Origin of the sequence: Halomonas sp. R57-5, assembly GCF_900070345.1 — a bacterium.
Classification (GTDB): domain Bacteria; phylum Pseudomonadota; class Gammaproteobacteria; order Pseudomonadales; family Halomonadaceae; genus Vreelandella; species Vreelandella ventosae_B.
Genome location: NZ_LN813019.1, coordinates 3836592 through 3850552, shown reverse-complemented (window position 1 = coordinate 3850552; position 13961 = coordinate 3836592). Strand labels below are relative to the sequence as shown.

The following is a 13961-nucleotide window of genomic DNA, read 5'->3' as shown; positions in this document are numbered from 1 at the left end:
AATGGGAATCATACACGAGCAATGTATAATTAATCTCTACTTGAGTGAAAATTTATCATTACTCCAAAGCGTATTGATCAATGGAGAGGTCGGAAAATCATGCGGCATAAAGGTGGCCCTTGAGTTTCGCTAAGACTCAAGAGCCACATTCCACAGCGAAGCTGTTAAGTAGGCCTACACCTCCTGATACAGCTCGCTACCTTTCTGGCGAAACTTCTCCGCCTGCTCTTCCATGCCCTTCATAACCGCTTCCTGATCGCCGTTTAGCCCGTGCTCATTAGCATAGTCACGCACCTCCTGGCTGATCTTCATGGAGCAGAACTTCGGCCCGCACATGGAGCAGAAGTGGGCCACTTTTGCGGAATCCTTGGGCAGGGTTTCGTCGTGGTATTCGCGGGCCGTATCCGGATCCAACCCCAAGTTGAACTGGTCTTCCCAGCGGAACTCGAAGCGCGCCTTGGATAGCGCATTATCGCGCCGCTGCGCCGCCGGGTGGCCTTTGGCCAAATCCGCCGCGTGGGCAGCAATCTTGTAGGTAATGATGCCGGTTTTGACGTCGTCTTTATTGGGCAGGCCCAGATGCTCTTTGGGGGTGACGTAGCAGAGCATGGCGCAGCCAAACCAGCCGATCATCGCCGCCCCAATGCCAGAAGTAATGTGGTCATAGCCGGGGGCAATATCCGTTACCAGCGGCCCTAATGTATAGAAGGGCGCTTCGTCGCAGTATTCCAACTGCTTATCCATGTTCTCTTTCACCAGGTGCATGGGCACGTGGCCGGGGCCTTCGATCATCACCTGCACATCGTGCTTCCAGGCGATATGGGTCAGCTCGCCCAAGGTTTTTAGCTCCGCCATTTGCGCTTCATCGTTGGCATCAGCCACTGAGCCGGGGCGCAGGCCATCGCCGAGGGAGAACGCCACATCGTACTGCTTGCAGATCTCGCAGATCTCTTCGAAGTGGGTGTACAGGAAGCTCTCCTGGTGATGGTACAAACACCACTTGGCCATGATTGAGCCGCCGCGGCTAACAATACCGGTGACCCGCTTAGCGGTGAGCGGCACATAGCGTAGCAGTACGCCCGCGTGAATGGTGAAGTAGTCCACCCCCTGTTCGGCCTGCTCGATCAGCGTATCGCGAAACACTTCCCAGGTGAGGTCTTCGGCCACGCCTTTGACCTTCTCCAGCGCCTGATAGATAGGCACCGTGCCAATCGGCACCGGCGAGTTGCGCAGTATCCACTCGCGGGTTTCGTGGATGTTCTGCCCAGTGGAGAGATCCATGATGGTGTCCGCGCCCCAGCGGATGCCCCAGGTCATCTTATCCACCTCTTCTTCGATAGAAGAAGTCACCGCCGAGTTACCCAGATTACCGTTAATTTTGACCAGGAAATTACGGCCAATAATCATCGGCTCGCTTTCTGGGTGGTTGATGTTATTGGGAATAATCGCCCGCCCGCGGGCCACTTCATCGCGCACAAACTCGGGGGTGATCTCTTCGGGCAGGCTGGCGCCAAAGCTCTGGCCTTTGTGCTGATGGCCCAGAATGCGCTCTACTTCAGCGGTACCCAGCGCTTGACGGCGCTGGTTTTCGCGCAAGGCGATAAACTCCATTTCCGGGGTGATAATGCCCTGGCGGGCGTAGTGCAGCTGGGTCACGTTCTTGCCCGGTTTTGCTCGGCGTGGTGTGCGGGTTAGATCAAAGCGCAGCTGGGCAAGCGTCGGGTCGTTGGCGCGGCGGTTGCCGTAATCAGACGTGGGGCCTGATAGAAATTCGGTATCGTCACGCTCTTCAATCCAGACCCGGCGCAGTGCCGGTAGGCCACGGCGTAGGTCAATCTTGGCGTCAGGGTCGGTGTAGGGGCCGGAAGTATCGTAGACCAGCAGCGGTGGGTTCTCTTCATCAATGCCGGTGGTTTTGGTCGGTGACAGTGAAATTTCCCGGAACGGCACACGGATATCCGGGCGCGAACCTTCGATATATACCTTACGTGAACCGGGCAGCGGCGCAATGGCGGCGGCATCGACCTGGGCGGTTTCGGCTAAAAAATGGCTGGTTTTGCTCATTACGGTCTCCTTACGATTGTTGTTTTGCAGGGTTAGTGAGTGGGGTCTGCGTCTATCAGCGCTAAGCCCATCTGCCAGAAATCGATTTCCAGGCGGGTGGCGTCGCGGAAGATTTTGCTCAGTTCGGCAAAGCGGGCGGGCGACACATCGGCAAGGCGGGCATTGAGCCACTCAAGCTCAGCCTGCATGGCTGCCTGAAACTCCTCGCCTTCGTACATGGCAATCCAGGCATCAAAAGGGTTTTGCGCTCCGCGCAGGGTAGAAGGCTGGTCGTTCAGCCAGTTGGCAATTTCGCCGTAGCCGACCAGGCAGGGGGCCAGCGCCACGTGCAAATCCAGCAGGTCGCCGCGGTTTCCGGTATCCAAAACATAGCGGGTGTAAGCCAAGGTGGCCCTGGCTTCGGGGAGTTCGGCCAGCTCTTGCTCGGAAATCGCCCACTCCTGACAAAAGCCCACGTGCAGGCCCAACTCCACATCCACAATGGCTTTCAAGCCTTCATGGGCCTGGCGAAGATCGGCAAGGGTGGGGCTTTTATAGACAGCCAGCGCATAGGCGCGGGCGAAGTGAATCAAAAACAGGTAGTCCTGCTTTAAATAGTGTCGAAACGACGCCTCAGGCAGCGTGGCATTGCCCAACTGACGCACGAAATCGTGCTCAATATAGGCGCGCCAATCTTGCTGGCAGGCGGTGGTGAGATCAGTAAAGCGGTAGCCCATGATGCCTCCGGTGGTAATGATCCGGGGGGTGGGCGAATAAGATCGAGGAAATGGCGCGGAAGGTGGCGTGAAATGAAGCCGTGGCCATCGCTTGATCCCTACGCCGGTACCCGCGCTGCGACTTGTGTAAGTAGCAGCGCATTAGCCGGATCAGGTTCAGCGGGACCAGCGCTCGGCAGCATTAATTGCTACGCCCTGCGCCATCTCAGCCGGATTTCACCGGCACCCCGTCAAGCTGTTCGTTGGTGGAGTGTAGGAGGCGGGCGGGGGAGATGCAAGGGGCTGGCTATTGCTCTTGGGTAAAGGTGGAAGTTGATGTGATAGTGGTAGGCCGTCGCTATGCTGAGGCTATAGCGCCTAGCCCTATGGCTGCAGAAGGCGGACTGGAGCGCGCTTGCGACATCGGAGAAGAGGTTCGTTAAATTTGCTTAACGAGCTGCAATGCACCACAAACACTTCTTAGTCGGGCTGCTTCACAGGTGTAACGGATATAGTCCAGCTATGCGCGAAGGCTTTGTTTACAGAGTTTCTAATCCTCCCTGAGGCCACGTTCATTCAATGCATCGTACTTGCGGATATCAGCGCGCATCCTCCCGCTCCATTGATGGACAAACTGTACGGTCTTGTCGGCGTTTAGGTGGGCAGTCAGTGCGGCTTGATCAACCCAGCGCTCCGAAACTATCAATCGTCCGGCGTCCGCGTCATCCACCGCAGCGTCATAAGAAATGTTTCCACCACGCCGCCGCGTGGTGGCGGCAAGTACTTTTAGGTGGGTCATAAATCGCGCTAATTCAGCCGGGGCGACGTATAAATATCCGGTAACGATGAGCATGTTTTATTCCTCATAATACCGCCGCTGGAGCAAGGAATTGCTGTGATTGGCGGCAACAATTTACTGTTTAACGACAAGCACGACCTTACCTTGAACGCCGCCTTGCATAGCTCTCTGATGCGCAGCCGATGCTTCTGCCAACGAATAGGTACTGTCGATAACGATCCGAATGGTACGGTCGTCGAGCAAGCGACCGACCTGCGCCAGCAGCATTCCGTTTGAGTGCACCTGTAGTGAGGAAACCGTAATCCCTAGCCTGTCGGCTTCATCCCTGGCAGAAAAGCCCAAGGGGTTGACCAGAAAGAGCGAGCCGCCTGGTTTAATAATGCTGAGGAAGCGTTCTATGTTCGGGCCACCCACAGCGTCAAGCACCAGATCCACGTCATGTGCGACCGTTTCGGCGGCTGCCTTGGTGTAATCAATGAAGTCGTCAGCACCCAGCTCGCGAAGAAGCTCTTCATGCTTACCTGAAGCAACCGCGATCACACGCGCCCCTTTCCATTTAGCGACTTGAACCGCTAGATGCCCCACGCCACCGCTAGCTCCATTGATCAAGACGGTCTTGCCTTCGAGTGGGACAGGCACATGCCGAAATGCCTGGAATGGATTGGGTAGGTCATTACCAGGATCAACCAGAAACTGCCAGACAGTAAGCAGTGACATTGGGGCACCTGCTGCCTCGACATGAGAAATGCCCTTTGGCTTCAACGCTAGGTGGCTTTCAGGAACGCTGACATATTCGGCATAGGTGCTGCTGCCCGTCATCAGGTCTTCGGGAAAACGCCCCATTGCAAAGACGTGGTCACCTACGCTGACTTTGGAAACCTCGTCGCCAATGGCAGCAACGACCCCTGACACATCAGTGCCCAATATCAACGGGAAATGTGGGCTAGGCTGCCATTCTGGAGGTAGCGCCCGATAGCCGTCGCGCAGGTAAAGGTCTGGTGGGTTAAGACTTGCCGCATTAACTTGGATAAGCACTTCACCGGCTTGTACTTCGGGTCGGGGCGTATCTTCGTAAAGCAAGACCTCTGGGMCACCGAAACTATGCAGCTGCACTGCTTTCATCATGTCGTTCATCACAACCTCACTCAAGAATAGTCACATGGCAAATAGTAAGGAAGTTCCTTGTCATTGATAATGGTGCGTAGATTCGTTTTAATAATTCCATGAAGGAACAAATCGGATTGGAACGCCTCACGGGGCTTATCGCATTTGCACGCGCCGGCTCCTTAGGCAGCTACACCGCTGCGGCGCGCTCGCTGTCTGTTTCGCCCTCTGCGATAAGCAAAAGCATCCAGCGGTTGGAGCGTCACTTCGGCGTCTCTCTTTTCACTCGTACGACACGATCGCTGTCTTTTACGGCCGAGGGCCGCGACTTGCATGGACGTGTGCTAGAGCTGTTGCGCCAGGCAGAAGAGATAGAGCAGGTAGTGAAGTCTGCTCGTTCCGAGCCCGCAGGCACGTTACGAATTGCGGCATCACTCCCATTGGGTCTGCATCTGATTGCTCCTGCTATTACGGATTTTCGAACGCGCTACCCGAAGGTAACGATCGACCTGCGGCTGAGCGACCATATCGTCGGTATGGTTGAAGAGAGCATTGATCTTGCAGTGCGGATCGGTGAACTTGCGGATTCGTCACTTTTATCCAGGCGGCTCTCACCTTACAGGCTCTCTTGCTACGCTTCGCCAGACTACCTGGCTAGGTATGGTGCTCCCGAGCATCCAGATGAACTGGTGGGGCACGAAACGATCAATTTGCGCTACCAAAGTACGGGGCAAATGTTTCGCTGGCCGTTCCGGATCGGCGAGAAAGAGATCGAGATAGTGCCGTCTTCCCCTGTTGTCGTTGATTCAAGCGAAGCCGTCATAGCCGCTATGACCGCGGGTGCAGGCATCGGGATGGCTGCAAGTTTCATGGCTGCCCCGCGGGTTAGGCGAAAGGAACTGGTACCAATCCTGTCCGACTTCGGCGTAGAGCGGCATAATATCGTTGCGCTATGGCCACAGAGTCGTAGCACCAACCCCGCTGTACGCGCCTTTATCGATATGTTGATCGAAAGACTTTGAATACCTAACACTTGATACACACAAACCTCTGGAATCAGCGAACAGCAGTTTTACATCGTTCAGCATAATTGACATACATACAGCTCAGTAGTGCTTGTGTTAAGTAGGATTTGTCAGTGCTTCCGGCAGCGTTTCAGTGCTTCGCAACAGTCCAGCATCGCGCTCAATAAGGGCGCGCCAATCTTGCTGGCAGGCGGCGGTGAGGTCAGTAAAGCGGTAGCTCATGTTGCCGCCGGTGGTAATGATCCGGACGGTAGGCGAGACAGATCGAGGAAATGGCGCGGAAAGGTGGCGTGCGATTGCGAGAGAGAGCTAGCCATGGCCATCGCTTGATCCCTACGCCGGTACCCGCGCCGCTCTTTATATGAGCAGCGCATTAGCCGGATCAGGTTCAGCGGAACCAGAGCGCTTGGCAGCAACATTGCTACGCCCTGCGCCATCTCAGCCGGATTCATCGGCACCCCGTCAAGCTGTTCGTTCGCGGAGTGTAGGAGGCAGGTGGGGGAGATGCAAAGGGGAGGTTGATACTGCCGAATTAGGCTTTGCTTGGTTGTGAGAGTGTGGAGTAGAGTCAAGATCGAGTTAATAGAACTTCAATGGAAGAGCCGTCAGGTGTAATAAGCTTGCCCAGCGTGCCTCATTTAATCCTATATATACCTTTGGTTTTTTAGGAGAGCTATATGCCAATCGTAACCGTTCAGCAGTCTCCAGGCAGGACTAAAGAGCAACGTGAGCTCTTAGTGCAGCGGATAACCGAAGCATTTTCAGAAGCATATGGAACCAGCCCTGAGGCAGTCACAATATTCTTGCAAGATTTTGATGATGAGCATTGGGCTAAAGGTGGGAAGCTACATTCTGATCGTTCCTGAGTAGCTTTCCCTGAATGGTCAATGGTGATCAGTGGGGAAGGTCGAGATATTGAATCCGTATAGCGTTTGATTCTGAGGGTAGCCTTCACCCGCTCCAACAGTTTCATAGGGGACGCTCCCTACAAAATGTGTGCTTATATACAGCGTTATCGAGTTGAGCAAAACGCGCAAGCACCCGAATCTTGGATGTGCTGCCGAAATTTTCTTTGCCACCTGAAGAATCAATGGGGTAGAGTTAATTTTGATGGCTACATGAGCTCAATTATGTCTCAAAAGTAGGTAAGTGCACATGGCAATGATTACTGATTTGGTAGTGTTATTGGTAGCTTTGCTCCACGGATATTTCTTGATATTGGAGATGTTTCTTTGGGATAAGCCGATGGGCTTTAAAGTCTTTGGTCATTCCAAAGAGCAAGCCGCAACGACAAAAGTTTTGGCATCGAATCAAGGTCTTTATAACGGTTTTATTGCAGCCGGTCTTTTGGTTGGTATCTTTCAAGGTGCGGCAGGATACGATTTCAAGTTATATTTCTTGGCGTGCGTTGTTGTGGCCGGAATCTACGGTGCAGCAACAGCAAACCGGAAAATTCTATTTGTCCAGGCATTGCCAGGAGCAATTGGTTTGCTTTTAGTTCTCTTCGCTAATCATTAAGTGCAGGTTCGCCATAACAACTCGCATCAGTACGCGGCCTGCGGCCGCCGGGCGCCCTTTCATGGCTCCTTCGTCACCATTTCAAGATCGCCGCTGTGCTCGGAGTTAGGAGAAATACGTGACCAAAAAAGTCACTCAGATATCGGAGTTTTTACTTCAGTTTGATGCGTTAAAATCGGTAAACCGCAAAACCTACATCAACTGCGGAGAGCGAGTTGAGAACTCAGCAGAACATTCGTGGCACTTGGCGATGGCTTGCTGGGCTTTTGCGGAGCAGTCACAGGAAGACTTTGACCTCTTAAAATTACTCAAACTGGCCCTGGTGCATGATCTTGGTGAGATTGGTGCAGGAGATACATTTCTCTATAGCGCAAACCGCAATGATGCCCACATTGAAGAGCGTAAGTATATCGAGAAACTGGCTTCTCATCCCGGTAACCCAATCGGAGATCTTCCGGAGCTCTGGGAAGAGCAAGAGACTGGGGAAACTAAGGAAGCAAGGCTTCTGAAAGTCATCGACCGTCTATTACCCTTTCTGCACAATGTAACGAGCGAGGGCCGTGCCTGGAGAGACCATGGTATACGGAAGAGCCAAGTGTTGAAAATGCATGGGTTCATAGAGCAGGAAAACCCAGAAATATACGACTGGTTTATTTCAAAGGTTGAGTACGCCGTGAACCAAGGCTGGCTAAAGGACTCCTGACAAGAGCAGGCACCGCGACGACCTTTACATTGTGCTTTGGCTCCATTCTCGGAGAAGATCAGTTTCATTCAAGAAGTTCCTTTTCCTGACCACCACCATGCTCCAGCTCGGTAACGGATTCCAGCAAAGGGCGGGCGTTCTTAGGTGCGCGCAGAAGGTAGGCTGTCTCTTGCAGCGCTTCATAATCTTCGAGAGAGATCATTACCACGGACTGCGACTTGCTCCGTGTGATGATCACCGGAGAATGGTCTTCACAGACCTGTTCCATCGTTTTTGCTAGGTTGGTTCTAGCGGCTGTGTAGCTGATGGCATCCATTAAGTCGCACCTGTACAGGATTCTAGTCATGTGCAGGACGTACCTTGGTGGGGTTAACAATCGACTGCACAGCGACCGATTTTCCGCTGCTTCGTGGCTCTAACCGGCGTGTGAGCGGGACATTAAATCTAATACCGAGTTTCGGGGGTAAATACCGTTGCGAATAGACGAAGTTCCACCTTCAGAGGTTCCGATAGACCTACTTCTTTTGGCAGATCCGTCTGAAAATGCCATCAAAGAGTACCTGAAACAGGCAAGGTGTTTTGTTGCATTTACCAACGATGAGGTGATCGGATCTTGCGTTCTAAAGCCACTCGGAGGGGGGATATTGGAATTGATGAATATTGCTGTTTATCCATCGAATCAACAGCGTGGCATCGGAACGCAGCTTCTAGAAACAGTTATCGATAAAATGAAGGAGGCTGGTGTAAAGAGCCTAGAGGTCGGAACCGGCACTTTCGGTTACCAACTGACCTTCTACCAAAGGCAGGGTTTTAGAGTGGACTGTATTGATAAGGGTTTCTTTTTGAAGAACTATCCGGAGCCAATCTTTGAAAATGGAGTTCAGCATAAAGATATGCTGAGATTGACTCTCGAGCTTTCTGACGATACGACATGCCAACGAACCGTTTAGCAATGCACGCGACAAGCGCGTAATTGTTGCTTTGCCACAAACACAATGAGCCTTCGGCGAGAATGATTAAAGCGAATGGTGGAAGCCTGGAGTCTGAGATTCTCTATGACGGAAAGGTTGTCCAGCGCTATGTGGCCATTGCTCCTTAACAATCGCAAGCAATACGGCCCTTCGGGCCCGGACGTCGCTGAGATAGATTCCCAGTGGCCTTTACAGGCTTTCAAGGAGCGGTTATTCATGGTGGTGCGAGTTACTCTACAGTAGATTTTTGTTTTCCCAGGAGGAACCATGCCCTTTCCCAAACGCGGTGCAAATCTCATCGCCACCCTGTTAGCAAGTTTGCTGGTCATCACTTTGATCACCGGCTGCTCGAACCCGTCCTCGGACGCAGAGGAAGAGGCGGCGCAACCGTCGTCGACTCCGCCGTCAGCCGAGGCACCCAATGATTCCGACAAACAGGAAAGTGCCGCTCCCGCAGGGCAGGCCCAGGGTGGTGATGGTTCCGAGATTACACTGAATGCTCTTACGGAGGAGGACATGAACGAGGCCAGCCTTCCCGGTGAGCTGGGGTGCCAATTCACCACGGATGATAGGGAGGTTTTACTGCTTGCCATGGGCAATGTGGGGTCGTCCGATGCGGCGCAGGGGGTGGTCAAGGTCGCCGGTTATGTGGAGCGCGTGTCGGCACCTGGTGGTTTTAATGGCATTACGGAGTCTCCAACCTTCAATGGCAAGGGCAAGACCGTCCACATTGAGGTCACCGGTGATCCCTCCGAAGGCGGGGAGTCGCCGCCAAGGCCGGCGACGTTGACATATGACCGGGCCGACGGCGCTCAGCGTGACTGGCAGGGCGAGTGGCGTTGTGGGCCTTAAGGCGCTGGGCGTCAAAGTGAACCGTTTTCGTTGCGGCTTCGTCCCCAGTAAAAAGACGTGCATGCTTGCAGCGTTAGATGCGGAGCTTTCAACTGTGGCGTGTCATGACACAAAAAGTATTGGCATACCCGTTGAAATGACATCGGTGCCTGACTCATGGTGCGCCGAGCCTGGAGGCTCCCGCGAGGGTTGCCTTTTTCGTCGTTACCCAAAGGCCCACTTCACAGGGCCGGTGAATCAGGTCAAGGAAGTGAATATACCCACGATTGCTGAGTAAGGTCATGAAACATCCAGATATTGGCCTGCACATACGTACCTATGATGATGAAGTGAAAAGACACTCTCACGACCATCATCAACTGTAGTGGTCAAGTAAAAACTGGCCAGCGCTTGGAAGTGAGTGCGGATGAGCGCTTAGCTATGTCCAGCACCTTTAAAACGCTGGCCTGCGGCGCGCTGCTGGAGTAGGAGGATGAAGGGTTACGTGGTTGCCGAAGGCCTGTTTCGTGACGACATGCCGGTTGACGGGTTGATCGCGGGCAGAACCAGTGCGAGGTATGGCTCGCGCCCGATTAGTGCGATTATTTGACCGCCGGAGCAAGCGCCCATCCAGATAATGCGACTGAGTTGGTTCGTTTGATCTCTTTTATTTGATAAATACTTTATATATGTCGGACTGATGATGATCTCGGGATCAAACTAGGCATAGCCACTCTACTGATCGACGAGCCAGAGTGTTTATCGTTAAGTAGTAAGTCGACAGCCTGTTGTGCAATATAGTCAAAAGGTATGTATACAGACGTAAGCGGCACAGGAAGGCGACTGGCAAGAGGGATATCGTTATATCCGACTAATGAAAGCGTTTTGCCTACCTCAATGCCAAGTCTATGTGCAGCAGCCATCACGCCAATAGCGAGGTTATCGTTGACTGCAAAAATGGCTGTTGGCTTCTCATCCTGTGAGAGCAGAGCCAGCCCTGCTTCCTCGCCAGCTTCGATTCCATAGCCTGACTCGATAATCCATGACTCACGCACAGCAATCCCAGATTCGCTCATTGCTTTGCGGAAGCCTTTTTGTCGGTCACGAGCGCTCGAGGTAAAGCTAGGCCCTGCAACAAGGCCAATGTCGCGGTGCCCTAGGTCGATGAGGTGCCGGGTAGCAAGGTATCCACCTTGAATATCGTCACCCAAGGCAGAAGGGCTTTTACCATCGGTACGAAGCACCAACGAGTGCGGAACTCCCCTTTCACGCAGTTGAGATGGCAACTGGTCATCAAGTCGGCTGGTAGCCAAAATTAGGCCATCCACACGTCGATTAAGAAGCAATTCAACCGCTTGACGCTCGCTTTCAGGATCGTCACCACTAGTTGCTACGATAGCGAAATAGTGACGTTCTTGAGCAACTTTAGAGATCGCTTCGTAGATAAGAGCCATGACTGTATCGCTCAGTCGAGGCACCAGTACACCAATAGTGCCTGTACCACCTCGCCTCAAGCTGGAGGCAAGAATGTCACGCTTATAGCCGAGTTCTTCCGCCGTTTTTTTAACCCGTTGAGCGGCTGGGCTATTGGAAGGCGGAAGGCGCTCATCAAGAACGCGAGAGACTGTAGACGTGCTGACGCCCGCGGCTTTGGCAACGTCTTGCATAGTTATAGGCTTACCGTTCATGAATATATTATTCCATGACGTGAGGTGGATTACTGAACCTCTGTGTTGGCTCGCATAAACAGGCATTTAGGCGAACCATTCTATCGGTTTTACAGCGATCTTATAAGCGATATGACGCTAACCCCACTGATTTACTATTAGTTTGCTTTCCGTAGCCACACATCATTTGTGAGTCGTAGACTAACGTCTAATTTTCGATGTGGTGTATTTGGTGAAAGGATTGCAATCGTTCCCAGGAACGATAACACAACCATATAAGAGGAATCATCATGTCTCTCGATCTCCGAGGTTTGMCCCCCGCACCGGTTACTCCTTTCACTCGCGATGGCGAGGTTGATTTTGCTGCAATCAAGAAGCTTGGCTCTTGGTTGGGCGGCATCGACGGCGTGAAAGGTCTCGTTGTTCTTGGCCACGCTGGTGAGGGTACATTCATGACCTCTGACGAGCAGAGGCGCGTTATTGAGGCATTTGTTGAATCGGTAAAAGGTGAGATACCTATTATCGCGGGCATCACTCGCGAAGGTGACCATATTGCAGCCGAAGAAGCAAAACGTGCTGTCGAGGCGGGCGCATCTGCTGGTCTAGTCTACCCATCTCATGGCTGGCTCAGGTTTGGTTATCAGGAGGGAGCGCCTCAAGAGCGCTATCGCCGCATTCATGAGGAAAGTGGGTTACCGCTGATTCTTTTCCAGTATCCGGACAACACGAAAGCCACTTACAATCTCCAGACGCAGCTTGATATTGCGGCCCAACCTGGTGTGTTTGCGATGAAAAATGGTGTTCGCAATATGAAGCGCTGGGATACTGAAATTCCTGTCATTCGCGCTGAGCATCCGGATCTACAAATTCTGACTTGTCATGATGAGTACCTGCTTCACACCATGTTTGATGTCGATGGTGCGCTAGTTGGCTATGGCTGTATTGCACCGGAGCCTTTGATCGAACTGATCAAAGCTGGAAAAGCCAAGGATTATGCTAAGGCGCGCGAATTGCATGATCGCCTCCTGCCCGTTACCAAGAATGTCTATCACCGTGGTTCGCATATGGAAGGAACTGTGGCTCTGAAGTGGGCCCTAGTAGCCCGGGGGATTCTTGATCACGCTACTGTGCGCTCTCCGCTTCGTCCGCTTGCCGAAGGCGCAGATCGTGAAATTGCTGCTGCTATGAAACAAGCCGGGTTAGCCTAACCGAGATTGACTACTCCTTAGGCGCTGGGCGTCCCCGAACGGTGATGCCAATGAGGCATCACCTTATGCATCCTAAATAACAAATTTAATAGGAGCGTAGGATGAGTATGAATACCAAACATGATTCAGGGCCACTTTCCCCTGCGACAAACAACGCTCGAAATCGGTTTTCTCTGACGTTGCCGCAAATGCTTGCGCTAATGGGGCCTGCTTTTGTCGCTGGCGCTTGGCGTTTCGGACCCGGTGCGCTGACATCCGCTGTCCAGGCAGGCAGCCAATATGGCTACATGCTGCTTTGGGTAATTCTTGTGTCTGCAGTGCTAATGTTTGTGTTTAATGATATGGCCGTGCGATTGGGCCTTGCATCTGGTGACTCGGTGGTTCAAGTCACCAAGCAAAAACTTGGTCGCCCAATCGGTGTCATGGCTGGCTTCGGTGTTTTCTCTATCACTTTGATGTTTGCTGTAGGCAATGCCGTTGGCTCTGGTTTAGCGCTAAGCCTGCTTTTAGGAGGTTCGGTAGTAGGCTGGACGCTCGCTAGCACTGTGGCGGTAGGCTTATTAATAGCCATGCGGAATACTTATAAGGCGATGGAGCGCTTGTTGGTCGCTTTGATTGGGCTTATGTCTGTAGGTTTTTTAGCATCAACCATACTGAGTGACCCAGATTGGGCGGCTGCTGCGCAAGGTCTTATTCCTAAATTTCCTGCTGAGGCCAGCGTTCTTTTAATTGCTTTGATCGGTACAAATTTCTCCATTAACTCAGCTTTTTATACTGGCTATGCCATCCATGAAAGAAAGCTGAATAGGCAGCAGTACCGAGCTATTACGTTAATGGATACTCTCCCGGGGAATGTAGCAACCGCATTTATGGCGATGCTCATCATCATTGTAGCCTCAGCGGTACTTCACTCCACTGGTACTGTAGCTACGACTTTTCCACAGCTGGCAAGCGTATTGGAGCCACTGGCTGGAAAGGTGGGTGCGGTACTGTTCAGCCTTGGGTTCTTCGCAGCAGCCTTTTCATCAATGGCGGCAAATGCTTCTGCGGGAGGAACGCTATTAGCGGATGCGTTGGGCTGGAACAGCAGTTTATCCGGATGGAGAGTCAAGCTGCTTGTATATGGGGTGTTGGCTTGGGGAGCTACGGTTGCTGTGGTGGCGAAAGGTTCTCCCATTGAGCTAATTATCATCGCTCAAGCCCTAACCGTCCTAGTAGCACCTTTTTTGGGAATTATTCTCTTTCTTTTGACAAGACGTGAAGATGTGATGGGGGATCTAAAAAATGGCCCTCTACAAACCACGCTTGCTCTAGTGGGGTTGGTGACCATTTTCGCAATGTCTTCTCAGCTTGTCTTTAGGCTCCTGGGTTAAGTT

The 13961-nt window shown here is 52.5% G+C and carries 15 protein-coding genes, 1 pseudogene and 2 riboswitches; of the genes and pseudogenes, 9 read left to right on the top strand and 7 right to left on the bottom strand.

Annotation, left to right across the window (positions count from 1 at the left end; translation table 11 throughout):
* Positions 1 to 174: 174 nt before the first annotated feature.
* From thiC to HALO_RS17665, 4 genes are all read right to left on the bottom strand, one after another.
* On the bottom strand, positions 175 to 2064 hold the full coding sequence (gene thiC / locus HALO_RS17680; RefSeq protein ID WP_035577308.1) for a phosphomethylpyrimidine synthase ThiC: 1890 nt from the start codon (positions 2062 to 2064) through the stop codon (positions 175 to 177).
* A gap of 32 nt (positions 2065 to 2096) precedes the next feature.
* Entirely contained in the window at positions 2097 to 2780 is a 684-nt protein-coding gene (gene tenA, locus HALO_RS17675; protein ID WP_035577311.1) for a thiaminase II, read from the bottom strand.
* Between the two features lie 78 nt (positions 2781 to 2858).
* A riboswitch (TPP riboswitch) is annotated at positions 2859 to 3020 on the bottom strand.
* Positions 3021 to 3309: 289 nt separating this feature from the next.
* Positions 3310 to 3612, bottom strand: a complete 303-nt coding sequence (locus HALO_RS17670) for a putative quinol monooxygenase (RefSeq protein ID WP_035577313.1) — start codon at positions 3610 to 3612, stop codon at positions 3310 to 3312.
* A gap of 60 nt (positions 3613 to 3672) precedes the next feature.
* A complete protein-coding gene (locus tag HALO_RS17665) occupies positions 3673 to 4692 on the bottom strand; it encodes an NADP-dependent oxidoreductase (protein WP_050713771.1) in 1020 nt (339 codons plus the stop codon).
* 89 nt (positions 4693 to 4781) lie between these two features.
* On the opposite strand from HALO_RS17665, the pseudogene HALO_RS23575 reads away from it, so the two are divergent.
* Both HALO_RS23575 and HALO_RS17660 read left to right on the top strand, forming a co-directional pair.
* Positions 4782 to 4976: pseudogene (locus HALO_RS23575) on the top strand (LysR family transcriptional regulator); the annotation flags it as partial.
* Between the two features lie 15 nt (positions 4977 to 4991).
* Positions 4992 to 5684 (top strand): substrate binding domain-containing protein, encoded by a 693-nt coding sequence (locus HALO_RS17660; protein ID WP_231896860.1) that lies wholly within the window; start codon positions 4992 to 4994, stop codon positions 5682 to 5684.
* A gap of 99 nt (positions 5685 to 5783) precedes the next feature.
* On the opposite strand, the gene HALO_RS23635 is transcribed toward HALO_RS17660, so the two are convergent.
* Positions 5784 to 5909, bottom strand: coding sequence for a hypothetical protein (locus HALO_RS23635; RefSeq protein ID WP_268746277.1), 126 nt, complete (start codon positions 5907 to 5909; stop codon positions 5784 to 5786).
* Positions 5910 to 6000: 91 nt separating this feature from the next.
* Positions 6001 to 6159, bottom strand: a riboswitch (TPP riboswitch).
* Between the two features lie 205 nt (positions 6160 to 6364).
* On the opposite strand from HALO_RS23635, the gene HALO_RS17655 reads away from it, so the two are divergent.
* The 3 genes from HALO_RS17655 (at position 6365) to HALO_RS17645 (ending at position 7908) form a co-directional block, all read left to right on the top strand.
* The gene (locus HALO_RS17655; protein WP_035577320.1) at positions 6365 to 6553 is read left to right on the top strand and encodes a tautomerase family protein; all 189 of its coding nucleotides are present in this window, start codon (positions 6365 to 6367) and stop codon (positions 6551 to 6553) included.
* A gap of 289 nt (positions 6554 to 6842) precedes the next feature.
* Complete coding sequence (locus tag HALO_RS17650; protein ID WP_035577322.1) at positions 6843 to 7205, top strand: DUF1304 domain-containing protein; 363 nt, start codon at positions 6843 to 6845, stop codon at positions 7203 to 7205.
* Between the two features lie 118 nt (positions 7206 to 7323).
* A complete protein-coding gene (locus HALO_RS17645) occupies positions 7324 to 7908 on the top strand; it encodes an HD domain-containing protein (protein ID WP_035577324.1) in 585 nt (194 codons plus the stop codon).
* Positions 7909 to 7972: 64 nt separating this feature from the next.
* On the opposite strand, the gene HALO_RS17640 is transcribed toward HALO_RS17645, so the two are convergent.
* Positions 7973 to 8224, bottom strand: a complete 252-nt coding sequence (locus HALO_RS17640; protein ID WP_035577326.1) for a type II toxin-antitoxin system Phd/YefM family antitoxin — start codon at positions 8222 to 8224, stop codon at positions 7973 to 7975.
* Positions 8225 to 8432: 208 nt separating this feature from the next.
* Between HALO_RS17640 and HALO_RS17635 the strand changes: the two genes are divergently transcribed.
* Both HALO_RS17635 and HALO_RS17625 read left to right on the top strand, forming a co-directional pair.
* Entirely contained in the window at positions 8433 to 8858 is a 426-nt protein-coding gene (locus tag HALO_RS17635) for a GNAT family N-acetyltransferase (RefSeq protein WP_231896743.1), read from the top strand.
* 288 nt (positions 8859 to 9146) lie between these two features.
* The gene (locus tag HALO_RS17625; RefSeq protein WP_050713770.1) at positions 9147 to 9731 is read left to right on the top strand and encodes a hypothetical protein; all 585 of its coding nucleotides are present in this window, start codon (positions 9147 to 9149) and stop codon (positions 9729 to 9731) included.
* Positions 9732 to 10393: 662 nt separating this feature from the next.
* Here HALO_RS17625 and HALO_RS17620 read toward each other — a convergent pair.
* Complete coding sequence (locus tag HALO_RS17620) at positions 10394 to 11398, bottom strand: LacI family DNA-binding transcriptional regulator (RefSeq protein WP_035577335.1); 1005 nt, start codon at positions 11396 to 11398, stop codon at positions 10394 to 10396.
* A 269-nt stretch (positions 11399 to 11667) separates the two neighbouring features.
* On the opposite strand from HALO_RS17620, the gene HALO_RS17615 reads away from it, so the two are divergent.
* Both HALO_RS17615 and HALO_RS17610 read left to right on the top strand, forming a co-directional pair.
* Positions 11668 to 12585: a dihydrodipicolinate synthase family protein gene (locus HALO_RS17615; RefSeq protein WP_050713769.1), complete on the top strand. Its 918-nt coding sequence runs from the start codon at positions 11668 to 11670 to the stop codon at positions 12583 to 12585.
* 101 nt (positions 12586 to 12686) lie between these two features.
* Positions 12687 to 13958, top strand: coding sequence for an Nramp family divalent metal transporter (locus HALO_RS17610; RefSeq protein WP_009287220.1), 1272 nt, complete (start codon positions 12687 to 12689; stop codon positions 13956 to 13958).
* The last annotated feature ends 3 nt before the right edge of the window (positions 13959 to 13961 follow it).